This is a genomic window from Bradyrhizobium sp. AZCC 1577 (assembly GCF_036924575.1).
GTDB lineage: Bacteria > Pseudomonadota > Alphaproteobacteria > Rhizobiales > Xanthobacteraceae > Bradyrhizobium.
This window is the reverse complement of sequence record NZ_JAZHRQ010000001.1, coordinates 6541027-6567095: the sequence shown is the minus strand read 5'-3', so window position 1 is coordinate 6567095 and position 26069 is coordinate 6541027. Positions and strand designations below refer to the sequence as shown.

Here is a 26069-nt window from a genome sequence, read left to right as displayed (position 1 = left end):
GTGTCGCGTTTTTTTGGCGTCTACAAGGCGCACAAGCGCCGACCATTGCCCGCGGGAACCCCGCCCGGTGAATGACGGGCATACGAACCGGCCGCGGCTGCCTGGAACCTCCCAGCCTTGGGCCCTGCGAAATATATGCCGCTACGGGTGCAGGCGCGTAACATTTGCGGCCTCCAAACCGTAACTCATCCCGATCAACCAGGAGAATACCATGCTGACCCGCCGATCCGTTCTTGGAGCCGTGCTCGCCGCCGGAACACTCGCCGCTTCGCCGGCGTTCGCCGATAACGCGCATGCCTTCGATGCCAAGGCGTTCGCCGCCGCCCAGAAGGCCGGCAAGCCAATTCTGATTGCGGTTCATGCGCCGTGGTGCCCGACTTGCAAAGCGCAGGCCCCGATCCTGAGTGATCTGAGGAACGATCCAAGGTTTAAGGATCTCGTCTATTTCGTGATCGATTTCGATAGCCAGAAGGACCTGCTCAATCGGTTCGGCGTCCGTGCGCAATCGACGCTGATTGCCTTCAAGGGCGACAAGGAAGCGGCCCGCTCGGTCGGCGATACCAAGCGGGACTCGATCTTCGCCATGGTCGGAAAAGCCGTCTGACTTCGTCGTCGAGCGTGCCGGCAAAGGTGACCTGGAAATGGGGAAGCTGCGATGACGATCGGCAGTGCGGTTCTGGCGTTTCTCGCAGGAATCCTTTCGATCCTTTCACCTTGCGTGCTCCCGATACTTCCAATCGTGCTGGCTTCCGCGGCATCGAGCCATCGTCAGGGACCTTTGGCGCTTGCTGCCGGGTTGTGCCTCTCGTTTGCCGGCATCGGATTATTTCTGGCGACGGCCGGTCACTCGATCGGATTGGATGCCGACCGGCTACGCTACGTCGCGGCGATGCTGATCATGCTTGTCGGCATCGTGCTTGTTGCTCCGCGGCTACAGGCGCAGATCGCGGTTGCAGCGGGCCCGATCGGAAATTGGGCCGACAGCAGGCTGGCAACGAGCCGCGCAAGCGGTGTAGCCGGACAGTTTTGGATCGGGGTCCTGCTGGGCGCCGTATGGAGCCCTTGCGTAGGGCCGACGCTTGGCGCAGCGTCGTTGCTGGCTGCCCAGGGCAAGGATCTTGGTCAGGTGGCACTGACAATGCTCGCGTTTGGCATCGGCGCGGCGTTGCCATTGCTGGGGTTGGGATGGCTTTCCCGGGAAACGATGGCGCGCTGGCGCGGCCGATTGCTGGCCGCGGGTAGCGGAATGAAATCTGCGCTCGGTCTTTTGCTGCTCGTCGCAGGCATGCTCGTCATCTCGGGAGCGGACAAGGCGCTCGAAGCATTCCTGGTCGATGTTTCGCCGGAATGGCTGACTAATTTGACCACGCGGTTCTAGACCTGTCGGCGAGTTGCATACAAAGGGTGGTGCCGGTTACCTGAAATTGGAAACTCAGTTAGGAGAAGTCCGATGAGACTCATTGTCGCTTTCTTGACACTCCTGTTTGTAACACCCGCTTTCGCGAACGACGGTATCATTACGAAGTCGAGCAACTACTCGGTGAACGATACGATTTCCCGATTTGCGGCGGCCGTCAAATCAAGGGAAGGCGCGGGGTTCATTGTGTTCACCGAAATCGACCACGCCGCTGCGGGAAAGAAGTTCGGGATCGATATGCGCCCGCGCACGGTGCTCATCTTCGGCAATCCGAAACTCGGCACGCCGGTCATGGCGAAGACGCCATTGCTGGCGATCGACAATCCTCCGAAGGCGCTTGTTTGGGAGGATGACCAGGGCAAGGTATGGCTGTCTTATAATTCAGCCGACTATCTGTATAAGACAATCTATCCGCGGCATGGACTGGAGACCCCGCCCAACTACGCGGCGTTTGCGAAGGTTTTGAACGACATCACGGACGAGGCGACGAAATAGAAGGCTCCTGCGATCTGCAAAACGCTTTGCGTCCTACGCAAGCGGAATGTCAATTACACGTCTGCGACCAATTGGCACGACGGCAAATCACTTCTGATTTTCAGAAATCGTGTCAAGCCCGGGAATCAAAAATATTTCGCTTAACGCGAGAGGCAAATCAGTCGCATAACTCCGCCCGTCTCACCCGATGGAGGGGCGGCTCGCGATCGTCACGAACGTGCTGAGGTGCGATGGACGCGGAAAGCGCGCTGGACGTGCGCGCAGGAAGCGGCGAAGTCTGTGGTTCGGGCGCCGCGGTGCTGGCGTTAAGTCTGCGGGAATTATCCCGTCGGCGACGGAGGCAAAAGAGCCGTTCTCCGGGAGCACGAAGTAAGCCGTAAAGCCATTGCGCAGGGAAGGCCGGGATGCTCCCGCTGTACCTGTATGCTCGTGTGCGCTTTTGCTATGCGCAATTGCACACGAGACCGCGGGTGCGGCCAGCACCCGGTCTTCCCTGCGCCCTCTGTTTGGAGAGGGCGGGAAGTGAAGAGCAAACCTCGGGCGCATCGTGCCGCGCGAACGGGGAGTCATATTTGTATCGCGGACTATCCCCATCTCCGTCGTCCCTGCGGACGCACTAGGGCATCTACACGTCTTGGGGACGCGACAGATTGACTCGGGGCGGCATGATGTGCGTTCGCCGCAGCGTTTTGTATGATTCTCTCTCTGGCGCTTTGATTCGAAGGAGCGCCAGAGATGCAGCAGGAACCGGATTTGTCCCTGGGTAAGTTTGGAGACGTTCGCCTCGATAAAAGGGGGCGGCGCTTCTCCGGGCTATGCTTTGCACGCGCAGTGTCTGTTTGCGCCAGATGGCGCAGGGCAACTGGGCCGCGAACATGGCGTTCTGGCGGTTTGTGAACAATCCGCAAGTCACGATCGACAAGCTGATTGAAGGCTGGAGCCTGCAGACGTCGATGGCGGTCAGCGGGCGTCATGTGCTGTCGATCCAGGACACCAGCGAGATCAACTTCCACACTCGTCCGGGACATCGGCGCGACTTGGGCAAGGTCGGCAAAGGCAATGCTCGCGGCGTGCTGCTGCATGCCATGATGGCGGTCGATGCCGATAGCGGGGTCTGTCTCGGGCTCACCGGCGGTGAGGTGTGGACGCGCAAGCGCAAGGCCAGGATCGCTCACGAGAAGCGCGCCTTGGCCGACAAGGAATCGGCGCGCTGGGTGACGACGGCTAAGCAAGGCTGCGAGGTTCTGGTCGCTGCTCGTATGATCACCGTCGTCAACGACCGCGAGGGGGATTTCTTTGCTCACTGGTCGCTGACACCCGCTGACAATGTCCACCTCCTGTCGCGCGCCATGCACGACCATGCGCTGGTCGATGGCGGCACGCTTTATCAGGCGGTCGCGCGGGCCCGCTTCTGCGACAAGGCGGTGATCGATCTACCAAAGCGAATGGATCGCCACGGTCGCCAGGCCCACCTCTCCATGCGCCTCGGAACCGTTGTGCTCAAACGACCGCAGCGCCCCGGCGTGAAAGACCTGCCACAGGGCGTCAAAGTCAGCTTCGTGGAGGTCGTCGAGTTGCACCCCCCGAAGAGCGCCAAGCCCATTCATTGGTTGCTCCTGACCACTCATCCGGTCGTCACCGCCGCCGATGCCTGGCGGATCGTCTCCTGGTACAAGCAGCGCTGGATCATCGAACAGCTCTTTCGCTCGCTGAAGAGCCAGGGTCTGCGCATCGAGGATAGTCAGCTCGACAGTGCTGAAGGCCTGATCAAACTCGTGGCGATCGCCACCAGAGTAGCATGTATCGTCATCCAGCTCGTTCAAGCCCGCAATGGCGGCGAACAATTGCAGGTCGAATTTGTGTTCACGCCGGACGAGATCGAAGCGCTCAAGGCCATCAACAAAACCCTGAAAGGCCGCACCGAGCTCCAGAAGAACCACCATCGCCCCAACACTGTCGCCTGGGCGGCATGGATCATCGCAAAGCTCGGCGGATGGACCGGTTACGCCTCTCATCGCCCACCTGGACCAATCACCTTCCACATGGGAATGGCTCGCTTCCAACTCCTCGTATATGGCCCGGCAAGCGTGTAGATGCCCTAGTGCGGACGCAGGGACCCATACGCCGCGGCGGATGTTGTGTTGCGCGGATGGTCGACGACTTTCCCTCAACGATCAGCAGCTGTGCCTGTGGGTCCCTGCGTTCGCAGGGACGACGAGTGGCCGATTTTGCAGCGCAGCAAATCCCGGTAGGGGCCCCTGCTAACGGGCAATGGCAATTCGGCAGGCTTGTCTGTATTGATGCAACTGGCATGCAAGCAGCGGAACGTCTCATTCGCGTTCGGCAAAAAAGTCTGGGAGGACATATGCGCAAACTGATTTTGGCTGCGGCATCGATCGCGGCATTGACTCTGGTCGGACCGGCCGCGGCGCAGTCGCCGATCGTGATCAAATTCAGCCACGTGGTGGCGACCAACACGCCGAAGGGGCTCGCGGCGGAGAAATTCAAGGAACTGGCCGAGAAATACACCAACGGCAAGGTCAAGGTCGAAGTCTATCCGAATTCGCAGCTCTACAAGGACAAGGAAGAGCTGGAGGCGCTGCAGCTCGGCGCGGTGCAGATGCTGGCGCCCTCGAACGCCAAATTCGGCCCCATCGGCGTCAAGGAATTCGAGGTGTTCGATCTTCCCTACATCCTGCCCGACCTCGCCACGGTGCGTAAGGTCACCGACGGACCGCTGGGCACCAGGCTGCTCAAGCTGCTCGAGCCGAAGGGCATGATCGGTCTCGCCTACTGGGACAACGGCTTCAAGCAGATGAGCGCCAACAAGAAGCTCATTTCGCCGGCCGACTATCGCGGCCTGAAATTCCGCATCCAGTCCTCGAAGGTCCTGGAAGCCCAGTTCCGTGGCCTCGGCGTGGTCCCGCAGGTGATGGCGTTCTCGGAAGTCTATCAGGCGCTGCAGACGGGCGTCGTCGACGGACAGGAGAACACCTGGTCGAACATCTATACCCAGAAGATGCACGAGGTGCAGAAATACATCACCAACACCAATCACGGCTATATCGGCTACATCGTGGTTGTGAACAAGAAGTTCTGGGATGGCCTGCCGGCCGACGTCCGTGCCCAGTGCGAGAAGGCGATGAAGGAAGCCACTGCCTACGGCAACGGTCAGTCGCAAAAGGAAAACGACGACGCGCTCGCCGAGATCGTCAAGACCGGCAAGAGCGAGATCATCAAGCTGACGCCGGAACAGGACTCGGCCATGCGCAAGGCGATGGAGTCAGTCTACAAAGACGTCGCCGGTCGTGTCGGCCAGGGGCTGATCGACGAGTTCATGAAGGAAGCGAAGGGCGCAACCAACTGAGACGACGTTGTCGGGCTTCCGTGCCAAGCCTGACCTGAAGGGGGGACATTGATACTGCTTCGCATCCTCGACCGGCTTGAGGAGATATTGATCGCGACGCTGATGGCGCTCGCGACCTTGATCATCTTCCTCGCCGTCTGCCACCGCTATCTGCTCGGCGTCCCCTTCCTGTTTCCGATCCTGTTCCCGATCAACCTGTCCTGGGCGCAGGAACTCTGCATCTACATGTTCGTGTGGGTCGCCAAGTTCGGCGCCGCCTATGGCGTCCGCACCGGCATCCATGTCGGCGTCGACGTCGTGGTCAACCAGATCAAATCGCCCTGGAAGAACGCGATCGTGCTGTTCGGACTGCTTTGCGGGGCCTTCTTCACCGCCGTCATCGGCACCATGGGCGCGCATTTCGTCTACGGGCTTTACTACACCGATCAGGTGTCGCCCGACCTCGAGATCCCAAGCTGGTTCGTCTATCTCTGCATTCCGCTCGGCTCCTATCTGATGTGCTTCCGCTTTCTGCAGGTCGCGTATCGCTACTTCTTCACGGGCGAACTTCCGCACCATGACCATGCTCATGTCGAGGGCGTCGACGTCGATGCGCCCGGTGCCGGCGTCGCGGAGGTGACGCGATGACCTCCTTCATCATCTTCGGACTGCTGATCCTGCTGATGCTGACCGGCATGCCGATCTCGATCGCGCTCGGTCTCACCGTGCTCACGTTCATTTATACGATGACGAATGTGCCGACCGAATCGGTGGCGCTAAAGCTGTTCACCGGCATCGACAATTTCGAGATCATGGCGATCCCGTTCTTCATTCTCGCCGGCAACTTCCTGACCCATGGCGGCGTCGCCAGACGCATGATCAATTTCGCGACCACCATGGTCGGGCACTGGTATGGCGGCCTGGGGCTTGCCGGCGTGATGGCTTGCGCGCTGTTCGCCGCGGTGTCCGGCTCGTCGCCCGCGACTGTGATCGCGATCGGCGCGATCATGTTGCCGGCGATGGTGAAGCAGGGATTCCCCAAGCGCTTCGGTGCCGGCGTCATCACCACCTCCGGCGCGCTCGGCATCCTGATCCCGCCGTCGATCGTGATGGTGATTTATTGCGTGGCCACCGGCGGCAGCATCGCGCTCGATCCCGCCGGCCAGCGGGTATCGTCGGCTTCCGTGGGCCAGATGTTCATGGCTGGCGTCGTCCCCGGCGTGATGCTGGCGACGCTGCTTGGATTGACCACCTTCTACCGCGCCTGGAGGAACGATTATCCGCGGCTGCAGCGCGCGAGCTGGAGCGAACGCTTCGCGGCGTTCCGCAAATGCATGTGGGGATTGCTGCTGATCGTGATCGTGCTCGGCGGCATCTACGCCGGCATTTTCACGCCGACGGAGGCGGCCGCGATCAGCGCGGTCTACGCCTTCGTCATTGCGGTGTTCGTTTATCGCGACATGTCGCTGAAGGATGTGCCGAAGGTGCTGCTCGGCTCTGCCAATATGAGCGCGATGATCCTCTACATCATCACCAATGCGGTGCTGTTCTCGTTCCTGATGGCGAATGAAAACATTCCGCAGCACATCGCAAACTGGATCACCTCGGTCGGCGTCAACTGGATTATCTTCCTGTTGATCGTCAACGTGCTGCTGCTGCTCGCCGGCAACTTCATGGAGCCGTCCTCGATCGTGCTGATCATGGCGCCGATCCTGTTTCCGGTGGCGGTCAAGCTCGGTATCCATCCGGTGCATTTGGGCATCCTGATGGTCGTCAATATGGAGGTCGGCATGTGCCATCCGCCGGTCGGGCTCAACCTCTACGTCGCCTCCGGCATCGCCAAGATGGGCATCACCGAGCTGACGATCGCGGTGTGGCCATGGCTTTTGACCATGCTGATCTTCCTCGGCGTCGTCACTTACGTGCCGGAGCTCTCGTTGTGGCTGCCGCGTGCGTTGGGGATGCTCTAGCAATATCGCATTGCGGTGGATCAAACGGTGTCACATTACATCTTGGTAAGGGAAGCCTCCCTTGCCAATCCTTAAGTTGAACGCCGACTGGCGCAGGATCATCTTCATGCAACCTTTCAAGGAGGTTCGCATGAGGAAATTCACCATCGCCGCCGTCGCGGTTCTTGCCATCGCCGGCTCGACCGCCGTCTATGCCCAGCACCGCCATTGGGGCTACGGCCATATGCGAATGAGCCCGGAGGATCGGGCGGCGTATGCCGATGCGCGGATCGCGGCCGTCCATGCCGGTCTCAAATTGACGGCCGACCAGGAAAAGCTGTGGCCGCCGATCGAGGCCGCGGTCCGGGAGCTCGCCAAGCTCAGGATCGATCGCGCCAATGCGCGGATGCGGGACGATTCCAGCCAGCAGGGGCCGGATGATCCGGTGACGCGGCTGCGCGAGCGCGCCGAGACCATGTCGGCAACGGCTACCGCGATGAAGAAGATCGCGGACGCGGCCGACCCGCTCTACAAGACGCTGGATGACAGCCAGAAACGCCGGCTTGCCGTCCTGACCCGTATGGACCGGGGCAGGGAAGGCTGGCGGCACCGCGAGCACTGGCGCATGGACCGCGACTTCGATCGCCATCGCGACTATGACCGGAACAGGTATGAGCGGGACGGCGGCCCGGACCGGGGTGGCCCCGAACGGCTCTGAGGCGCCCCTGATCGGCGCCCGATCCGAACACGGGCAAAAGCCGCTGAAATCCAGCGGCTTTTCGCCGTTCCGGCTCTCAGCCAAAGCCCGGGAAAACTCCGCCCAGTTTGCTGGACATCCCGGGATCGCTTTGCTAAACGACGCCCTCTCGCGAAGGCTTGCCGGACTTAAAACATCCGGGCGCATAGCTCAGTTGGTAGAGCAGCTGACTCTTAATCAGCGGGTCCCAGGTTCGAGCCCTGGTGCGCCCACCAAGCCTCGCAAGGACTTAGCCAGAGAAACCGTTTGAGAAGGCCGAATTAAAACAGTTTTTCAAACGGTGTTTTTTCGACCGGTCGAGCAGTCCGCTCTCTACAATGTGATCGGGATAGGAGCACACGGGCCGCCGCGAGGTCGATCATTCCAGGCCCGGGGGCGACAAGGTGAAAGTGTCTTTCATCGCCGAACTCGCTTTGCGATGACCACCAAACGGTTCAGACTTGGCCCTATCAAGGCTGAAACAGGGGTTCGATTCCCCTAAGGGGCGCCAAGCTGCGATATCCTGCGATGATCCGCGATATTGTACGATGCAGGCCGGATCGGGCCCCTAGTTCGTCGTCAATGGCGAGCGAGTAGAAATACAGCGCGAAATATTCGGCTGCTGGCCTGACCTAAGCATTGATCAGTGAGGCGATAGTCTCCCGGACCCAGTGCTGGCCGCTGTGCCCGTGACTGCGCTCGTGCCATACCATCCCGACCGCGAACCCTTCCACGGGGAACGGACAGTCCATCACCTTGAGCTTGTCGGCACGGTCACGTACTAGCCGTTCCGGAACCAGGGCCACGAAATCCGAGCCGGACACGATTTCAGGAACGAACAAGAATGAAGCCGCGGACAGCACTGCATTGCGCCTGTGTCCGAGAGCAGCCAACGCGCTATCGACTGGTGTCACGAAACTGCCGTCGCCAAGCGAAACGACCACATGCTCCAGTTTGGCAAATTCTTCGACCGTGATTCCATCTCGTAGTCGTGGATGCTTCCGGCGGCCGATCAGCACGTAGCGCTCGTCGAACAAGTGCCTCGTACGAAGACCAGGCGGCGCCACTTGTGGCGTCATGAGCACCAGGTCGACATCACCGCGTGCCATCTGCGCCTCCAACTGCGGCATGTCCAGATTGCGCAGGGCTACGCGAACTCCGGGCGCCCGCGTCCTGAGTTCCACGACGAGCGGTTTCACCACCGCTGCCTGCAAATAGTCTGTGCAGGCGATGGTGACGGTTAGCTTGGCTTTGACAGGGTCGAAGTTTCTGTGCGTGGCAAGGGTTGCGCGCACCTGGTCGAGGGCTTAGCGCAATGGGTCGAGCAGTTCGATTGCCTTGGCGGTCGGGGTCATCCCTCGCTGTGCAGGGATTAACAGCAGGTCATCGAACTCATGCCTGAGACGGTTTAGCTGAGCGCTGACCGCTGGTTGACTCAGATGCAGGCGGACGGCCGCCTTCGTCACGTTCTGCTCTACCAGCAACGTCTCCAGAGTGACCAACAGATTCAGGTCAAGGCGCTTGCTATCCATTGGATGGATAGTAGCCGAACACTTCCACGATTTCAAATATAGCTCTGAGCGGCCGATACTTCGTGGCTTAGGGCAGATGGTCGCCACGCTCATGCTTTGCCAGCTTGGTGGAAGGAGATCGCGCGGAAACCGCCTAGCTCTCAAACCAGGAGAAGCAGATGATCCAAGCCGATACCTCCAAACCCCTGATCACTGTTGTCGGCGCCTCGAGCAAGCAAGGCCGAAGTGTCGCCGAGGCCTTGCTCGACCGCGGGCGCTACCGGGTGCGCGCCCTGACCCGGCGACGCGATAGCCGGCCCGCGCAAATCCTGGCGCAGAAGGGTGCCGAAGTCGTGGTCGCGCCGCTTCAACCCGGCATGCAGGCCGAGCTGACCGCGGCCATGCGCGGTTCGGCGGGGGCGTTCTTGATGACTCCGGCCATCGTCAAGGTACCGCCCGCCGAACCTGAGTTTACCCTCGGCAAGGAATTGGCCGATGCGGCGCTCGCCGCTGGCGTCGAGCACGTGGTTTTCAGCGGGCTTGAAAATGTCGAAGCGCGCACCGGCGGCACCAAGTGGGCGCCGCACTTTACTGATAAGGCGAAGGTGGCAGACTATATTCGCAGCCTGCCCATTCGCAGCTCGTTCGTGTACCTGGCGTTCTTCTACACCAACTTCCTTGAATATTATGTGCCGCAGCGCGGGGACGACGGCATAACGTTTGCCATATACTTGCCGCCGCACATCCCCATGCCGTTCTGTGATCCGCTCACCGCGGCCGGGCCGGCGGTGCGCGAGATTTTCGACCACCCGACGCAATATGCCGGCAAGACCTTGCCGGTCATCGGCGAGTTTCTCTCGGCCCAGGACATGGTAGACACGTTTGTGCGCGTCACCGGGCAGCGGGCACGTTATGCCTCCGCTTACTCGCGCGAAGATCTGCTGCGCCACTTTCCGAGTTTTGCGACCGACGAGCATCTCGTGCGCGAGTTGGTGGGGATGGTGGAGTATGCCGTCGAGTATGGCTATTACGCCCCGGAGCGCGACCTGACATGGAGCCGGAAAATCGATCCGCATGCATTGACCTGGGAGCAATTCCTGAAGCGCAGTAGTTGGCAAGGCGACTGGCTGTCGTATGGCGCGGCGCCTGAGCCCGACCGCGCCGAGCTTGCACCACGTGACAGCGGCGACACTGCGTCGTCGACGCGGGAGGGCGCCACGGCACCGCGGCGCCATCAGCCGCGACTCTGTCATCGAACTCATCGTCCCTTAGACGACCCAACTTGGCACTGACGACCGCTGGCTGGCCAGGCAGGCCAGCGGCGCCTTTGTCATGATCTGCTCCACCAAGAACGCCGCCGGTGCGACCAGAAGATTGAGGATGAGGCGCTTGCTATCCATCAGATGGATGGTAGCCAAAAATTTTTGCGATTTGAAATATGGCTCGGAGCAACGGAAATTTCACCGGCCCGCAACGCCAAAAAAAAGCGCGAGTGAAGCACATGGCGCTCCTGCAGGAGGAGACAACGCGATGCCCCCGATTCCAGATCGGCCGCGATCATCAAGTGATGCTCGCAACAAGACAACCCCGGACCGTTGAACCCACATCGGTCGCTGCCATCGTCTTGCGAGACTAACGCAACCCGGCGGGGCCGTCTCGCGGCTGCCTGCACAAAACGCAAGTGTGGCCTCTCTTCCAAACGAACCATCAGGAGCATTCATCCATGTCCACCCTCGTCATTATCGGCAGCGCACAGGCCAAGCCCGGCAAGGCCGACGAGGTGCGCCCGATCCTCAAGTCGTTGCTGCTCCCCACGCTCGCCGAAGAAGGCTGCCTTCGCTACGAGATGAACGAAGCCGAGGACGGGCAGAGTTGGGTCTTCACCGAGTTATGGGAAAGCCGCGCCCTTTGGGAACGGCACATGGAGTCGGCGCAGGTGGCGCGCTTCAGGGCGGTGGCGGGCGAGATGACGGAGTACTGGCAAATCTTCAAGGGCCATCTGGTGCGCCCGGGTAGTTGAGCCTGCGCCGCCAGCCAACACGATCGAGCCACACGAAGCGACCCTGCGCCCTCCTATCGACCGTCACCACATACGCCGGAGCCAGTCATGCCAGCCACCAGCCTCTTTCACATCGCCATCAAGACCGGCAAACCCGAAGCGACCAAGCGCTTTTACGAACAGGTTTTCGGCATGGCCGAGTCGCCACGGCCGCCTTTCGAGTTTCCGGGCTACTGGATGCAGCTCAACACGCCATACGGCGGCTCGATCTTCCACATCTACACCGGCTCGGCGGCTCTCGGCAACGACGGGCGCATACCGACGGGCAGCGGAGCCATCGATCACATCGCGCTGTCGGCCTACGGATTTGGCGAGACGCGCGAGCGCTGTCGGATCCTGGGCATTCCCTACCGCGAGCGGTCCGTGCCCGGTTTCCCGCTTTGGCAACTCTTCTCCTACGACCCGAACGGCATCCAGTTCGAGTTGAACTTTCACTCCGCCTTCGAAGAGCGTCAGGGGGTGGCCGTGGATCCAAACAATTTCCTCAAGGCGGGGCTCGAGTGGTTCGATCCCGAGGCCTACCGGCAGTTCGAGACGGCGTGACTAGTCGCTCAATACACGGACCGTGACGAAGCCAACCACGAATAGACGCACCACTGGCTGCGTTGGGTTCGATCTAAACAAGAAGCACTTGCCGGTGACGGCAGAGTTCAAGAAGGGAGGGGACGCGGATGAATGCGAGATCAAGGTCATTGCGCGCGATCGCAAGCGGGATGTTGCGGGGCTTGTCGGGTGTCGTCGCGCTTGGTGCCGCAACGGCTGCGTTGGCGCAAGCGGACAAGCCGCTGACGATCGGTGTGATCGAGTTGTTTCCCAATCCTCACTTCGCCCATGCGCGCAAGGGGATCGAGGATTTCGCGAGAAAGCACAACGCCAATGTGATCATCCAGAACGCGAACCTGGACGCGACCAAGGAAGCGCAGTTCATCCAGACCTTCATCACCCGCAAGGTCGACGCGATCCTTGTGTCGGCGGTCTCGCCGACCGGCTCGTTGGCGGCATTGCGTTTCGCCAAATCCGCCGGCATTCCGGTCATCTGCTACACTACCTGCGTCAACGCCCCGGAGGACAAGGAGCTGGCGCAAGCCTTCGTCAAGAGCGACAATACGATCCTCGGCGTCACGACGGGCAAGCAAGCCGCGGCCTACATCAGGGACGAACTGGGCGGCAAGGCGAAGATCCTGATGCTGACTTGCGAGTGCTATGACGTCTGCAAGGAGCGGCGCAAAGGACTGAACGAGCAACTCGCCGGCCTGGACGTCAAGATCCTGGCGGAGCAGGAGGGCTTCGTGGTCGACAAGGCCCGCCCGATCGCGGATTCGATGCTGGCCGCAAATCCGGACTCCAATGTCTTCATTGCCGAGAACGAGGACGGGATCATCGCAGCGGCGCAAGCAATCAAGGCCAAAGGTCTGGCTGGCAAGGTTGCCGTGTTTGGCATCGATATCAATACCCAAATTGCGAAACTGATCGCGTCGTCCGACGGCATCGTCCACTGGACCACCGGGCAGGACCCGCGCTGCTTGGGCGCGCGTGGTCTGGAGGCCGCCATTAATGCCGCTCGCAAGCGACCGGTAGGTGACTTCTACCAGTTGTGTCCTTCCCCGACATTCAGCAAGGGCGGTGCGGCCGCGGCACTGAAGTATATCGCCGACAACCGGTGAGCCCCCGCGGACGCCGGTCGCAGGATGTGTCCGGCCGCGAGACGACGATCGATCCGCGCGTCTTCCCCGCAGCACAGGCAAAAATGGGAGGAGGAGATGTCGAGCGTGGTCAAGACCAGCGCGGTCACGTCGATCTCGACGCGCACGCCACTTGCATTCCGAGCGGAAACGTCGTTGGCCGTCGGCGCGATCGAATCGGCGGGGCTGAGGAAGTCCTACCCCGGCGTGCAAGCCCTGAAGGGCGTGAACTTCGCCGTGGCGGCGGGCGAGGTGCGGGCGCTGCTCGGCAAGAACGGCGCCGGCAAGTCCACGCTGGTCAAGATCCTCTCCGGAGCCGAAGCGCCCGACGCGGGCACGCTCAAGATCGGCGGACGCCGGATCGACATCTTCGCGCCCGGGCACGCCAATGCCCGGGGAATTGCCACGGTACATCAAGAACTGAGTCTGGTGCCGGAATTGAGCGTCGCCGAAAACATCCTGCTCGGTCGCTGGCGCAGCCACCGGCGCGGGTGGTTCATCGACCAACCGGCCGTGCATCGCGAGGCCGCTGCCGTGCTGGCCGAATTCGGTGCGCAAATCGACCCCGCGGCCAAGGTGCGCAAGCTGTCGATCGCCCAGCAGCAACTTGTGGAAATCGCGCGCGGCCTGTCGTTCAAGCCCAGGGTTTTGATCCTGGACGAACCGACCAGTTCGTTACCGGCCTCGGAAGTCGAAATCCTGCTGCGGACCATCGGCGTGTTGTCGGATCGAGGCGTGGCGGTGGTGTATGTCTCGCATCGCATGGACGAGATTCAGCGGATCGCGCACAGCGTCACCGTACTGCGCGACGGACGCCACATCGATACCCTGCCGATTGCAGCTGCTCCCACAGCCGAGATCGTGAGGCTCATGACGGGTGAAGCGAGCGGCGCGACGCCTCGCAAGCGTGCGCAGCGGCCGCCAGGCGATATTGCCCTCAAGGTGCGCGGACTCACCACCGTCACCAAGCTTGGGGGACTGAGCTTCGAGGTCCGCCAGGGCGAGATTGTCGGTCTGGCGGGACTGCTTGGCTCCGGCCGAACCGAGTTGTTGCGCGCCGTCTATGGCCTCGACCCGGTCGCCACAGGCCGGATCGAGATCTTCGGCAAGGGAGCGGCGGACCGATCTCCGCGCGCCATGATCCGGCGGGGAGTCGGTCTGGCGCCGGAGGATCGCAAGAAGGAAGGTCTCGTGCTCGACATGAGCATCTCCGAGAACCTTGTTCTGTCGTCGATGCAGAAAATCGTGCACGGGGTGGCGCTGCTGTCGTACCGCAGGCAGTCGCAGCTGTCGCAGCGAGCCGCCTCGCGCATGTCGGTCAAGCTGGCGAGTCTCCTGGACCCGGTTCGCACCTTGTCCGGCGGCAATCAGCAGAAGGTCGTCCTCGGCAAGTGCTTGAACGCCGACGTGAAGGTGCTCCTGTTGGACGAGCCGACCCGCGGCGTCGATATCGAAGCCAAACACCAGATTTACGAGCTTCTCGAACAGTTGGCGGCACAGGGGACAGCGGTGCTCGTCGCTTCCTCCGAAATGGAAGAGCTGATGTTGCTCTGCGACCGTTTGCTGCTCATGAAGGACGGCAAGATCGTTGGCGAGCGCAGCGTCGCGCAAACCGATCTGATGGCTGTCGTGATGGGCACGACCCGCACTGATTCCCGACGAGTTGGCAGATGAACATGACCACCGAAACCACGACCACAAGCGACCGTGCTGGTGAGCTCGCGGTCTGCGGGCTGGGGAATGCGCAAGACAACGCTAAGAAGCGAGTGACTATTTCAGCAGGTCTGGTCTCGCCCTCGTTCGCGACGCGGGTAGATGCTATCAGTCATGGCCCTTAGGAATGTCAACGAGACGATTGACAGCTCGGTATTCGATCGTCGGCGCGAAGTGCCCCAGTATCGCCCGCCTAACTTAGATGACTGGGCAAAGCGTAAGTCAGTCAACCTTGCGAACGTCAGGCAGTCCGTGCGCACTGATGATCCAAATATAGGCGCGCCTGATTGAAATCGCGATTGCTGGCGCGGGCGGAGCTCGAACCTGCAACCAGACCGTTATGAGCGGGAGGACAATGGTCGGCTTCGTTGATTCTTCTACATTTTCATTCGAGTTCGGTTGCGTTCGCTGCGGTTTGTTCAAATCGTTTTTGGTGCGAAACTGGTGCGGTCCGCAGTCCCGCCTCGGATGTGTGAATCTTGGGGTGGGCGAACAATGCGTGGTGTAGGAAGCCTTCGCTATCGCGCGAGAGACGCAAGTCGCCTGCGCAAGCTAAGCCTCTTCTGTTTCTGAGCCAAAGCGGTCATTGCTCGGCCAATAGTGCTCTCCAGGCAATTACTCCCGCTCAACCCAATTACCTCGAACGACGCTACTTTGTATTGGAAACCTTTGTCTTACGCACGACTTCGAGAAACGCGCGGATGATCCGGCTGGTTTCGCGTTTCCGCAAGATCACAACATGCGCATAGGTGAAGATTCCCGCATTACTGATTGGGATGAGGCGCAGAGAAGAGTCTGGAACGAACTCGGCTTCGGAGACGTAGCTTATGCCCAACCCGCGAATGACGGCTTCGCGGATCGCCTCGCGGCTTCCGATCTCCATGACGATGCGCGGCTTGATCTTTGCCTTAGCGAGCGCTTGCTCGAACGCGCGTCGCGTCGTAGAGCCGGTCTCACGGATAATTAGTGGTTCGCCTTCGAGTTCGGAGATCTTGACGCTCTTCTGCTTCGCCAGCGGATGATCGGTGCGCACAAAGACGCCGACTGGATGGCGTCTATATGGAAGAGTGAGAAGACGATCGTCCTCATCAATGTGCGCTAGCACCGCGATGTCGCTCTTGTAGTCAAGAAGATCATCGAGGACCTCGTGCGAGTTGCCGAGCTTCACGGCGAGTTCGATCCCCGGATAGGCGCGATTGAAGGCCGCAAGCATCTCGGTGACGTGATAGGGGCCGACCGCGCCAATCGAAAGCCGACCGGTCTTGAGCTCGCGCGACTGCTCCAGGAATGCGACCGCTTCTTCTTCCTCGGCAAACAGGCGCGACGTAATCGCCAGTAGTTGCCGTCCCGTGTCGGTCAACTCGCGGCGGCGGCCCTTCTTGATGAAGAGCTCGACGCCGTACTCCTCCTCCAGCGCGCCGACCTGGGCTGTCAGCGTCGGCTGCGTGATGTGAACTGCATCCGACGCGGCATTGAAGCCGCCTGCAGTCGCCACAGCATGGAAGGAGCGAATCTGGGTATATCGCATAGAATAAATCTATCTATTTCTCTGAAAAAATCAATTTGTCGATGTAACAGCGTTCAGCAATGGTCCGGACCACAACGAGCGCTCACGAGAAGCGCGGAAGTAGCAGCGCTTCAGGCGCGATCAAGGGTGGAACGTTATGCGGTGGGCCTACTGGAATCCCGTAAAAGTTCGCTTCGGCGCAGGGACATTCGATGAAGTCGGAGGTCTGATCGGCAAGCGCCGCTATGCCCTCGTGACCTATAATCAACCGATTTTCAACGACCTGGCGGCGCGCCTTACAAAGGTCGCGGGCGAGCCGGTTGCCGTCATCGACAATATCGAGACCAACCCGGACTGCGCCGATCTGGTGAATTCCTGCCGTGTCTTCGGCGCTGCAATGCAAGCGCCTGAAGTCATCGTTGCCCTCGGTGGCGGCTCGATGATGGATGCGGCCAAGGTGCTGGCTGCAAGCAAGGGCGACTTCGAGAATGTCCGCCGCCATCTTACCGAGAAGGTCCCGCTGGACACGTCGGCGATCGTGCCGATCATTGCGGTGCCGACTACTTCCGGAACAGGCAGCGAAGTCACCCATTGGGCAACCGTGTGGGACTCGGCCAACGGCAGCAAGTATTCGCTGGCGCATCCGTTGCTCTATCCCGAAGCCGCCGTGCTCGATCCGCAGCTTATCCTTGGGGCGCCGCGAGGGCTGACCCTGGCGACCGGTCTCGACTCCCTGTCACATGCGCTCGAGAGCATCTGGAACGTCAACGCCAACTCGGTCTCGGCCGGCTTCGCGGTCGAGGCCGCGCGCGAGATCATCGAAACGCTGCCGGGCCTGCTCGACAATCTCGGCGATATCGATCTGCGCACCCGTCAGGCGCGCGGCAGCCTGCTCGCCGGCTTCGCTTTCTCGCAGACCAAGACGGCTTTGGCCCACAACATCTCCTACGACATTACGCTGAAGATCGGACTGATCCACGGCATCGCCTGTTCGTTCTCGCTGCCGATCGTGATGGGGTGGGCAATAGGCAACAGCCCCGACTGCGACGCCGCACTGCGCCGCATCTTTGGCCCGGACCTCAGCGAAGGTGTCCGCAAGCTGCGGTCTTTCCTCGAGGGGATCGGCGTCAAGACTGATCCTGCCGCCTACGGCGTTTCGCCGGCGGAATGGACACGCCTGGTCGAGAAGGCGCTGGAAGGCGAGCGCGGCAGGAATTTCATTGGAAGGCAGACGGTCAAGGCAGCGTAGTGAAACAGACTTAGAGGCGAACGCGCCCATCACAAACCACCGGCAATGGTCAAAAAGACCAACGGAATCACAGGAGGAAAACATGAACATCACGCGTCGGAAAATGCTCGTCGGGTCCGTTGCTGTGGCCGGCGCCTTGGTCGCCATGCCGAATGTGTTGCGTGCAGAGGGTGTGATCCGCGTCGGTCTCATTCCATCAGAAGATTCTCGCGCGATGCTGGCGTCGAGCCAGCAGCTGCTCGATGCGCTCGAAAAGAATCTCGGCATGAAGGTGCAGGGGTTCGTTGCCGCCGACTACAACGGCGTCATCGAGGCGATGCGCGCCGGTCACATCGAGGTGGCCTATCTCGGCCCGTTCTCCTATGTGCTCGGCGCCTCCGTGGCCAACATCGAGGCGTTTGCTACCGCCGAGACACAAAAGTCCGGACGTACTTTCTATCACAGCCAGATCATCACACGGAAAGACAGTGGCATCAAGGACATCAACGATCTGAAGGGCAGGACCTTCGCGTTCGTCGATCCGTCTTCGACTTCCGGCCATCTCTTCCCCAAGGCCGGCCTGCTCAAGCTCGGAATCGACCCGGAGAAGTTCTTTGGCCGCGTTCTTTTCACCGGCTCGCACGATGCCAACGCACTGGCGGTCGCCAACAAGCGTGTCGACGCGGCCACCATCGCTGACCGCATCTTCGACGCCGCAGTGCAGAAGAATCTCGTCAAGCGCGAGGACATCCACGTCGTGTGGAGTTCTGACCCGATCCCGGAATCGCCGACGGTGTGGCGCAAGAATCTGACACCGGAACTGAAGGCAAAGATCAAGACCGCGTTCTTTAACATCAAGGACATCACCTGGGCCGACCAGGGCAAGCTCAACCGCTTCGTCGAAACCAACGATGCGGCCTACGATGTGATTCGGGATACCGCAAAGGCGCTCAATCTCGATCTGAAAAAGATGAAATGAGCCCGCTGCGCTGACCCGCCGTAACCACCCTCCGGCATAGGACTGCTCAGATGATCAAGATCGCAGGTTTGAAGAAATCTTACGGCGGGAAGCCGGTGCTCCAGGGCATCGACCTCGAAGTCAAGTCAGGCGAATTCCTCGTCGTGCTGGGGCCGAGCGGCGCCGGAAAATCCACCATGCTCCGTTGCATCAACGGCCTCACGCCGCCGGACGCCGGCCAGATCGTCATCGACGGCACGATCTTCGACTCCAAACGCGCGGCCGGCGGACGCTTGCGCCCGGTCGCGATGATCTTCCAGCACCACAACCTGGTAAAGCGACTCACCGTACTCAAGAACATCCTGGTCGGTCGCATGGCCGGGATGTCGTCGATCCTCTCGGCGCTTCAAATCTTCCCGACGAAGGACGTCGAGATCGCAATGGAATGTCTTCAGCGCGTCGAGCTGACACACAAGGCAATGGCGCGCGCCGACCAGCTCTCCGGCGGCGAGCAGCAGCGCATCGGCATTGCCCGTGCGCTGGCCCAACGCCCGGCGGTCATCCTGTGCGACGAGCCGGTGGCCAGCCTCGACCCGAAAACCTCGCGTGTCGTGCTCGGCTATCTCAAGGCGATCTGCAAGGAAGAAGGCATCGCCGTCATCTGCAATCTGCATCAGGTCGACTACGCAGTCGAATTTGGCGAGCGCATCGTTGGTCTCTCGGGAGGCAAAGTGGTGTTCGACGATACGCCGGACCACCTCACTGTCGACGTCGTGCACCAGATCTATCCGGGATTGGAAGATCCGGGCGTCGCCCGCGTGTTGCGGCCGAATGCCGGCCCACGCCTGGTGTCGAATTCGCTCGATCCCATCGCCCTTGCGGCATCCGCCTGAGCAGGAGACGACCATGTCCAGCTACCAACTCGTTCTTCGTCCGCCTCAGGGCCGCTTCGGCTGGTGGGGCACCGGCGTCCTCGGTCTGGTGATCGTGGGCTTCCTGTATTGGGCTGCAGTCGGATCGCAGATCAACGCGGCCAATCTCTGGAACGGCATCCCTTATATGTGGGACTTTCTGGTCCGCATGATGCCGCCGAATCTGGAGTTCATTGAGAAGCTCTGGCGGCCCGCGCTGGAAAGCCTGCAGGTCGCGATCTGGGGAACGTTGCTCGGCGTGGCGATCTCGCTGCCGATCAGCTTTTTTGCGGCTCGCAACCTTTCACCGCATCCGGCGATTTATCACTTCACCCGCCAAGTGCTGAACTGCATGCGCGGCATCAACGAGATTATCCTGGCGCTGATCTTCGTCGCTGCCATCGGCCTCGGCCCGTTCGCCGGCGTGCTCGCTCTCGCCATCCACGGCGCGGGTATGCTCGGCAAGTTCTTTGCCGAAGCCATGGAAGACATCGACGAAGGTCCGCTCGAAGCGTTCCGCTCGGCCGCCGCCGGCCCGTTCAAGACCTTCTTCTTCGGCGTGCTGCCGCAAGTGCTGCCGGCCTGGCTCGGTACCATCTTCTACCGTCTCGAGACCAACGTGCGCCAATCCACCGTGCTCGGCATGGTCGGCGCGGGCGGCATCGGTTTCGAACTCGTGTCCTCGATGAAGCTGTTCCAATATCAGGACACGGCGACCTGCATCCTGGTCATCCTTGCGATGGTGTTGGTCACCGACCTCCTTTCCTCCCGCGTCCGCTCGATGATCCGCTGACGCAACTCGGCCGGCACCGAACATTGCCGGCCACTTTATCCGCCTCTCGGTATTGCCGGGAAAAAGACACCCCTTAGAGCGTCACCGCGTGGCGCAACACTGGAAAGGATGAGCCATGCTCACACGTACTCCCGCTTCCGTGACGACGAATGGCCGCAGCTATCGCGTCCCCAATACCCCGACCGTCGTCATTTGTATCGACGGTTCCGAGCCCGGCTATATCGAGCGCGCTATCGAGAAGGGACTCTGCCCCAACCTCGAACGGATACTGAAGACCGGCACGAACACGCTCGCGCTGTCGGTGATCCCGAGCTTCACAAACCCGAACAACCTGTCGATCATCACCGGCCGACCGCCGGCCGTGCACGGCATCGCCGGCAACTTCTTCTATGACCGCGAGGTAAAGCAGGAAGTAATGATGAACGACGCCCGCTTCCTGCGCGCACCCACGATCCTCGCCGAGTTCCAGAAGGCCGGCAGCAAGGTCGCCATGGTGACCGCGAAGGACAAGTTGCGCACGCTGCTGGGGAAGGGCCTCGACTTCCAAAAGGGGACCGCCATCGCGTTCTCGTCGGAGAAGGCCGACAAGGCCAACATGGTCGAAAACGGCATCGAAAACGTGCTCGAATTCGTCGGTATGAAATTGCCGGAAGTCTATTCGGCCGATCTGTCGGAGTTCGTCTTCGCGGCCGGCGTCAAGCTGCTCAAGACCTTCCGGCCGGACGTGATGTATCTTTCGACCACGGACTACGTGCAGCACAAGGCGGCGCCGGGTTCTGCGATCGCCGACAGCTTCTACAAGATGTTCGACCGCTACGTCGGAGAGCTCGATGCGCTGGGCTGCGTGCTGGTGATGACCGCCGATCACGGCATGAACGACAAACATCTGCCAAACGGCGAGCCGGACGTCATCTACCTGCAGGAGATCCTTGACGGGAAATTCGGTGCCGGGATGACGCGCGTGATTCTGCCGATCACAGACCCGTACGTCGCGCATCATGGTGCGCTCGGCTCATTCGCGACTGTCTACGTCGATAACGACAAGCGGCAAGCCGTGCTCGATCACATCAAGACTATCGCGGGGGTCGAGGTTGCGATCCCGGCGGAAGAGGCGTGCAAGCGGTTCGAGCTTCCGGCCGACCGTATTGGCGACGTCGTCGTGCTGTCGTCGAAACACAAGGTGCTCGGCACCTCCGCCGCCAAGCACGATCTGTCGGGACTAACTGAGCCGCTGCGTTCGCACGGCGGTCTCACGGAGCAGACCGTGCCGATGATCGCGAATCGAAAGATCGTGGTTCCTGCCGGCCGTATGCTGCGCAATTTCGACGTCTTCGACGTCGCGTTGAATCTCGTAGCCTGAGGATCGATGCCATGAACGTGCCTTTCAGTTACGCGGCAAAGCGAGAGGCGTTGCGCATTGCCGGCAAACACGTCACGACCGACGATGTGATCGAGGTCCGCAATCCCTACGACGGGTCGCTCGTCGGCACCGTGCCGGCAGCGCGCCCCCGAACACGTGCGCGAAGCGTTTGGCAAGGCGAAAGCGTTCAAGCCAAAACTGTCGCGCTTCGAGCGTCAGCAAATTCTGCAGAAGGCTGCTGAACTGCTGCGCGGTCGGCGCGCATCCTTCGCGCGTATCATATCCGCGGAGTCCGGCCTCTGCTGGAAGGACGCGATCTACGAGTCGACGCGCGCCTACGACGTCTGGTCGTTCGCCGCACAACTCGCGGTCAAGGACGACGGCGAGTCCTATGCCTGCGACATCTCGCCGAACGGCAAGGCGCGCCGTATCCACACGCTGCGGACCCCGTTGCTGGGCGTCATCTCGGCGATCACGCCATTCAATCATCCGCTCAACATGGTGAGCCACAAGCTCGCGCCTGCGATCGCAACGAACAACCGGGTCGTTCTCAAACCGACTGAGCTGACTCCGCTGACCGCACTTGCACTCGCGGACGTGCTCTACGAAGCGGGACTGCCGCCTGAGATGCTCTCCGTGGTCACGGGTAATCCGTCCACGATGGGCGATGCGATGATCACGGATCCGGACGCAGACCTGGTTACTTTCACGGGCTCCGTTCGGGTCGGCAAGCACATCGCCCGCACCGCAGGCTACAAGCGTATCGTGCTCGAACTCGGCGGCAACGATCCGCTGATCGTCATGGAGGACGCCGACCTCGACAAGGCGGCCGAGCTGGCCGTGCAGGGCGCGACGAAGAATTCGGGCCAGCGCTGCACAGCCGTGAAGCGCATTCTCGTCGTCGAGAAGATCGCCGATGAATTCTCGAAATGCGTGCTCGAAAAGGCCAGGAAGCTGAAATGCGGTGACCCGGCCGATCCGGAAACCGATATTGGCACGGTCATCAATGAACGATCCGCTGTTCTGTTCGAGAACCGTGTCAATGACGCGGTGACGAAGGGCGCCGAGCTGCTTCACGGCAACGATCGCCAGGGCGCCCTCTATGCCCCAACCGTCGTCGACCGCGTGCCGTACAATTGCGAACTCGTGCATGAGGAGACGTTTGGACCAGTGATCCCGATGATTCGCTGTCCGAACGACATCGCAGAGGTGATCCGCATTTCCAATTCGACAGCCTACGGGCTGTCTTCCGGAGTTTGCACAAATCGCCTCGATTACATTACGCGCTTCATCAACGAACTTGAGGTCGGCACCGTGAACGTGTGGGAGGTGCCGGGCTATCGCACCGAGATGTCGCCGTTCGGCGGCATCAAGGACTCCGGGCAGGGCTACAAGGAGGGAGTTGTGGAGGCCATGAAAGGGTTCACCAACGTCCGGACGTACTCGCTGCCCTGGCAGGGTTAAGTTGTTGCGGAGCCGCTCATGCTTTTTTTGAGAGACTTGGCTCAACCCCCGATTGAAGGAGGTCGGGGCAATTCAGTTGTAGGTAAGGATTTTGCCTGCAATCGCGCCGAAGAGCCCGTTGTCGGGCAGGCCCATGGGCGTTTTTCAAATTGCGCGATCATTGAATAGTGCCCCTGATTTGCCCGACGTGTCAAAATGTTCTCGCGGGATTGCAAGCATCCATGCCCGCGACCACCATGCTACTTTGCATGGGGTTGTTTTCGATATTTTGGTTGGGACCGCGAACCACGTCGGCCTTGCGGCTGTCTTTCCCGTTGATGATCGCAGGATGGCTTGCCGAGCCGTAGAAGGCTGGTGGGCCCGGCAGGACTCGAACCTGCAACCAGACCGTTATGAGCGGCGGGATAACGATCGGCTTCGTTGTTTTTGCTGCGGTTTCGGTTGCGTTTGATCGCGTCTGCATTTCGTTCAGGCTGTTTCTGGTGCGAAACTAGTGTCCTCAATCAGAAGTATAGCGGACTCCAAATCGACTCGATGATAGCGGACCTTCACTGGGGCTCGACGATGTGGAACGCGCCGAGTTGACGTCGCTGGCATCGCGCCGGAGCACGGCGCAGGGCTTGGCGCTGCGGGCTCAGATCATCCTGGCATGTGCTGAGGGCGAGCAGAGCAAGGTCGTAGCGGCCCGCCTGGGTATTGACCCCGACACGGTCAGCAAGTGGCGTCAGCGCTTCGCCGAACGTCGGCTTGAAGGTCTTCGGGACGAGCCGCGATCGGGGACACCGCGCACGATCGAGGATGCCCGCATCGAGGCGATGATCGTTCGCACCCTTGAGACGAAGCCCCCCGATGCCACCCACTGGAGTTCGCGCGGCATGGCGCGGGCTAGCGGGCTGTCAGTCTCGACCGTACAGCGGATATGGCGCGCGTTCGGCCTGCAACCGCACCGGTTGGAGACCTTCAAGCTCTCGACCGACCCCGATTTCGTGGCCAAGGTTCGTGACGTCGTCGGCCTCTACGTGGCCCCGCCCGAGCGCGCCATCGTGCTGTGTGTCGATGAGAAGTCGCAGATTCAGGCGCTGGACCGCAGCCAGCCCATGCTGCCCATGCGACCTGGCCAGCCGGCGCGCCGTAGTCACGACTACAAACGTCACGGCACCACATCGCTGTTTGCTGCCCTCGACATCGCAACCGGTCGGGTCATCGGCAAGTGTTACGGGCGCCATCGCGCCAAAGAGTTCCGCAAATTTCTCGACGAGATCGAAGCCGCCGTACCCGACGGTCTGGACGTTCATCTCGTCATGGACAATTACGCAACCCACAAGACGCCGCTGATCCGCAACTGGCTGGCCAAGAGGCCGCGCTGGCACGTCCATTTGACGCCAACCAGTTCATCCTGGCTCAATCAGGTCGAACGTTTCTTTGCACTCATCACCGAGCGCAAGATCCGGCGCGGCATCTATCGCAGTGTGGCTGCACTACGCGCCGAGATCATGTCCTTTATCGAACACCATAACAACAACCCAAGCCGTTCCGATGGACAAAAATCAGCCGACGATATTCTCAGATCAGTCGAACGCTTCTGCGCTTACAATCTGCCAACCAGCGCTTAAAATGCCACGGACTTTTGGTTCAGGACACTAGTGCGGTCCAGAAATGCGGCCTTGGCGAGCAGGCAACGGGCTTGGTCAGGGACCTGCCGAGCCGGTGTGTCCCGCTTACCGTAACAACCGATTCTTCAATTCGGGCAGGGTTGTGCCCAGCAGCTCCTCAACGCACAGTTTTGCTCACGGTGAGTTCTTCGCATCCTGGCCCCTTTGAGACATGCCGACGGGCTCAGAAAACGTCTGCTTATCGGGGTAGACCGGAAGTGATTGACGCACGGTCGGAACGACGGGATTGCCCGAACCGGAAATTGTTGCCTCGCGAAACCCGCACTGCGTCGGGATGTCCTGTTACCAAAAGTGCGGGACATCAAGAGCCAAAGGTTAAGCTATGTCATCCGTGGCTAGAGTCTGCCGCGCGGCTTTCTCTTGTGCGATAATTCCTTCGAGCCGCGAGATGTTTTCCAGCAGGCGCTGGCTGGTCAGGACGAGAAAGTAATAGCCGAATTGCGGATTTTGAAAGTAGATTTCGAGCAGCCTTTCATAAGTTATGGTCAGGACTTGTCCGTCTTCTATGCATTCGACGGTCGCGGTTCGCCGTTTATTGGGAGTAAGGAAGCCAAGTTCGCCCATGAGACGTCCCGGCGGAATTTCGACGCTGATCTCCGTGACCAGGAACTTTCCAGTGACCGTCAGGAACATCTCGGTGGCCGCATCATCTTTCTTGAACAATTTATCGCCGCTGCGATATTTGCGCTCGGTCATGAACGGTTTGAGCCATTCCAATGAGGTATCGCCCTCCGTCGCGATGCGTGCCCTCTTGATCAGATTGAGCATCTGGCGGAGGCGAATTGCATTGATCGGCAGCAACAGCAGATACAGGATAAAAGTTCCGACGTTTCCGGAGAGCGCGCCAAAGGCGACGAAGAATGTACAGCCGGCCATGTTCGCGACGCGCAGCGGCACCATTGTATGCATCAGCAAGGTAGCGACAAGAAAGATGGCGCCAACCAGGGCGAACATATTGGCAAGCGTGATGTTGGCCAGCACAATTTCCAGCAGCCGGTTGAATAGTACGTCGTAGGTGATGTTGTTGGGATCGAGACCCATCTGAACCAGAATCTTTGCGATCCTGAGATTGTCCGCCGCCGCATCAAGAATGCGGTCTAGTATCGTCGAAGAATCTGCACTGCTGGACTCCATCGGATCATCCTCCGCGCAAAGCCGTCGGTATTCGTCGGATATCCCGGATACTGATAATTGAAGTCGGATAACGACCGTTTGAGTAAGATTACCAGCGGTCTCGGTGCAATCGATCGATTTTACCTCGGGCGGT

General features: G+C 60.5%; 24 protein-coding genes, 1 tRNA gene and 1 pseudogene. 21 read left to right on the top strand and 5 right to left on the bottom strand.

Annotation, left to right across the window (positions count from 1 at the left end):
* Positions 1-211 precede the first annotated feature (211 nt).
* The 9 genes from V1278_RS31005 (at position 212) to V1278_RS30965 (ending at position 8179) form a co-directional block, all read left to right on the top strand.
* Positions 212-604, top strand: a complete 393-nt coding sequence (locus V1278_RS31005; RefSeq protein ID WP_334383376.1) for a thioredoxin family protein — start codon at positions 212-214, stop codon at positions 602-604.
* 51 nt (positions 605-655) lie between these two features.
* Positions 656-1378: a cytochrome c biogenesis CcdA family protein gene (locus V1278_RS31000; RefSeq protein ID WP_334367520.1), complete on the top strand. Its 723-nt coding sequence runs from the start codon at positions 656-658 to the stop codon at positions 1376-1378.
* A 72-nt stretch (positions 1379-1450) separates the two neighbouring features.
* Positions 1451-1912, top strand: a complete 462-nt coding sequence (locus V1278_RS30995) for a DUF302 domain-containing protein (RefSeq protein WP_334383375.1) — start codon at positions 1451-1453, stop codon at positions 1910-1912.
* 848 nt (positions 1913-2760) lie between these two features.
* On the top strand, positions 2761-4005 hold the full coding sequence (locus V1278_RS30990) for an IS4 family transposase (RefSeq protein ID WP_334368994.1): 1245 nt from the start codon (positions 2761-2763) through the stop codon (positions 4003-4005).
* Between the two features lie 272 nt (positions 4006-4277).
* Positions 4278-5279 carry a TRAP transporter substrate-binding protein gene (locus tag V1278_RS30985; RefSeq protein ID WP_334383374.1) on the top strand — a complete coding sequence of 334 codons (1002 nt, stop codon included), beginning with the start codon at positions 4278-4280 and terminating at the stop codon, positions 5277-5279.
* A gap of 51 nt (positions 5280-5330) precedes the next feature.
* On the top strand, positions 5331-5906 hold the full coding sequence (locus V1278_RS30980) for a TRAP transporter small permease (RefSeq protein WP_334384299.1): 576 nt from the start codon (positions 5331-5333) through the stop codon (positions 5904-5906).
* On the top strand, positions 5903-7228 hold the full coding sequence (locus V1278_RS30975; protein ID WP_334367523.1) for a TRAP transporter large permease: 1326 nt from the start codon (positions 5903-5905) through the stop codon (positions 7226-7228). The genes V1278_RS30980 and V1278_RS30975 overlap by 4 nt, the downstream gene beginning before the upstream one ends.
* Positions 7229-7358: 130 nt before the next feature.
* Positions 7359-7925 (top strand): Spy/CpxP family protein refolding chaperone, encoded by a 567-nt coding sequence (locus V1278_RS30970; RefSeq protein WP_334367524.1) that lies wholly within the window; start codon positions 7359-7361, stop codon positions 7923-7925.
* Between the two features lie 178 nt (positions 7926-8103).
* A tRNA-Lys gene (locus tag V1278_RS30965) sits at positions 8104-8179 on the top strand.
* Between the two features lie 396 nt (positions 8180-8575).
* Here V1278_RS30965 and V1278_RS30960 read toward each other — a convergent pair.
* Complete coding sequence (locus V1278_RS30960; RefSeq protein WP_334383373.1) at positions 8576-9238, bottom strand: LysR substrate-binding domain-containing protein; 663 nt, start codon at positions 9236-9238, stop codon at positions 8576-8578.
* A gap of 12 nt (positions 9239-9250) precedes the next feature.
* Entirely contained in the window at positions 9251-9475 is a 225-nt protein-coding gene (locus tag V1278_RS30955) for a LysR family transcriptional regulator (RefSeq protein ID WP_334383372.1), read from the bottom strand.
* 158 nt (positions 9476-9633) lie between these two features.
* Here V1278_RS30955 and V1278_RS30950 point away from each other — a divergent pair, with 158 nt between their 5' ends.
* The 5 genes from V1278_RS30950 to V1278_RS30930 all read left to right on the top strand — a co-directional run bounded on the left by V1278_RS30950 (position 9634) and on the right by V1278_RS30930 (position 14869).
* Positions 9634-10746 (top strand): NmrA/HSCARG family protein, encoded by a 1113-nt coding sequence (locus V1278_RS30950; RefSeq protein WP_334383371.1) that lies wholly within the window; start codon positions 9634-9636, stop codon positions 10744-10746.
* Between the two features lie 431 nt (positions 10747-11177).
* The gene (locus V1278_RS30945; RefSeq protein ID WP_334367528.1) at positions 11178-11474 is read left to right on the top strand and encodes a putative quinol monooxygenase; all 297 of its coding nucleotides are present in this window, start codon (positions 11178-11180) and stop codon (positions 11472-11474) included.
* 87 nt (positions 11475-11561) lie between these two features.
* Positions 11562-12056, top strand: coding sequence for a hypothetical protein (locus V1278_RS30940; protein WP_334367529.1), 495 nt, complete (start codon positions 11562-11564; stop codon positions 12054-12056).
* Between the two features lie 128 nt (positions 12057-12184).
* Positions 12185-13177 carry a substrate-binding domain-containing protein gene (locus V1278_RS30935; protein WP_334383370.1) on the top strand — a complete coding sequence of 331 codons (993 nt, stop codon included), beginning with the start codon at positions 12185-12187 and terminating at the stop codon, positions 13175-13177.
* A gap of 96 nt (positions 13178-13273) precedes the next feature.
* Positions 13274-14869: a sugar ABC transporter ATP-binding protein gene (locus tag V1278_RS30930; protein ID WP_334383369.1), complete on the top strand. Its 1596-nt coding sequence runs from the start codon at positions 13274-13276 to the stop codon at positions 14867-14869.
* 688 nt (positions 14870-15557) lie between these two features.
* Here V1278_RS30930 and V1278_RS30925 read toward each other — a convergent pair.
* Positions 15558-16436: a LysR substrate-binding domain-containing protein gene (locus V1278_RS30925; protein WP_334367532.1), complete on the bottom strand. Its 879-nt coding sequence runs from the start codon at positions 16434-16436 to the stop codon at positions 15558-15560.
* A gap of 136 nt (positions 16437-16572) precedes the next feature.
* Between V1278_RS30925 and psrA the strand changes: the two genes are divergently transcribed.
* The 6 genes and pseudogenes from psrA to phnY all read left to right on the top strand — a co-directional run bounded on the left by psrA (position 16573) and on the right by phnY (position 23129).
* Complete coding sequence (gene psrA / locus V1278_RS30920; RefSeq protein WP_334367533.1) at positions 16573-17664, top strand: iron-containing alcohol dehydrogenase PsrA; 1092 nt, start codon at positions 16573-16575, stop codon at positions 17662-17664.
* 82 nt (positions 17665-17746) lie between these two features.
* Positions 17747-18622: a phosphonate ABC transporter substrate-binding protein gene (phnD, locus tag V1278_RS30915; RefSeq protein WP_334367534.1), complete on the top strand. Its 876-nt coding sequence runs from the start codon at positions 17747-17749 to the stop codon at positions 18620-18622.
* Between the two features lie 50 nt (positions 18623-18672).
* Positions 18673-19494 carry a phosphonate ABC transporter ATP-binding protein gene (phnC, locus tag V1278_RS30910; protein WP_334367535.1) on the top strand — a complete coding sequence of 274 codons (822 nt, stop codon included), beginning with the start codon at positions 18673-18675 and terminating at the stop codon, positions 19492-19494.
* A 13-nt stretch (positions 19495-19507) separates the two neighbouring features.
* Complete coding sequence (gene phnE, locus V1278_RS30905; protein ID WP_334367536.1) at positions 19508-20305, top strand: phosphonate ABC transporter, permease protein PhnE; 798 nt, start codon at positions 19508-19510, stop codon at positions 20303-20305.
* A gap of 115 nt (positions 20306-20420) precedes the next feature.
* Positions 20421-21665 (top strand): phosphonoacetate hydrolase, encoded by a 1245-nt coding sequence (gene phnA / locus V1278_RS30900; protein ID WP_334383368.1) that lies wholly within the window; start codon positions 20421-20423, stop codon positions 21663-21665.
* Positions 21666-21676: 11 nt separating this feature from the next.
* Positions 21677-23129, top strand: a pseudogene (gene phnY / locus V1278_RS30895) (phosphonoacetaldehyde dehydrogenase).
* 190 nt (positions 23130-23319) lie between these two features.
* Here phnY and V1278_RS30890 read toward each other — a convergent pair.
* Positions 23320-23592: a hypothetical protein gene (locus V1278_RS30890; protein WP_334367539.1), complete on the bottom strand. Its 273-nt coding sequence runs from the start codon at positions 23590-23592 to the stop codon at positions 23320-23322.
* A gap of 88 nt (positions 23593-23680) precedes the next feature.
* Between V1278_RS30890 and V1278_RS30885 the strand changes: the two genes are divergently transcribed.
* A complete protein-coding gene (locus V1278_RS30885; RefSeq protein WP_334384298.1) occupies positions 23681-24742 on the top strand; it encodes an IS630 family transposase in 1062 nt (353 codons plus the stop codon).
* Positions 24743-25117: 375 nt separating this feature from the next.
* Here the strand turns inward: V1278_RS30885 and V1278_RS30880 are convergent, their stop codons facing one another.
* On the bottom strand, positions 25118-25936 hold the full coding sequence (locus V1278_RS30880) for a Crp/Fnr family transcriptional regulator (RefSeq protein WP_334384297.1): 819 nt from the start codon (positions 25934-25936) through the stop codon (positions 25118-25120).
* Positions 25937-26069 lie beyond the last annotated feature (133 nt).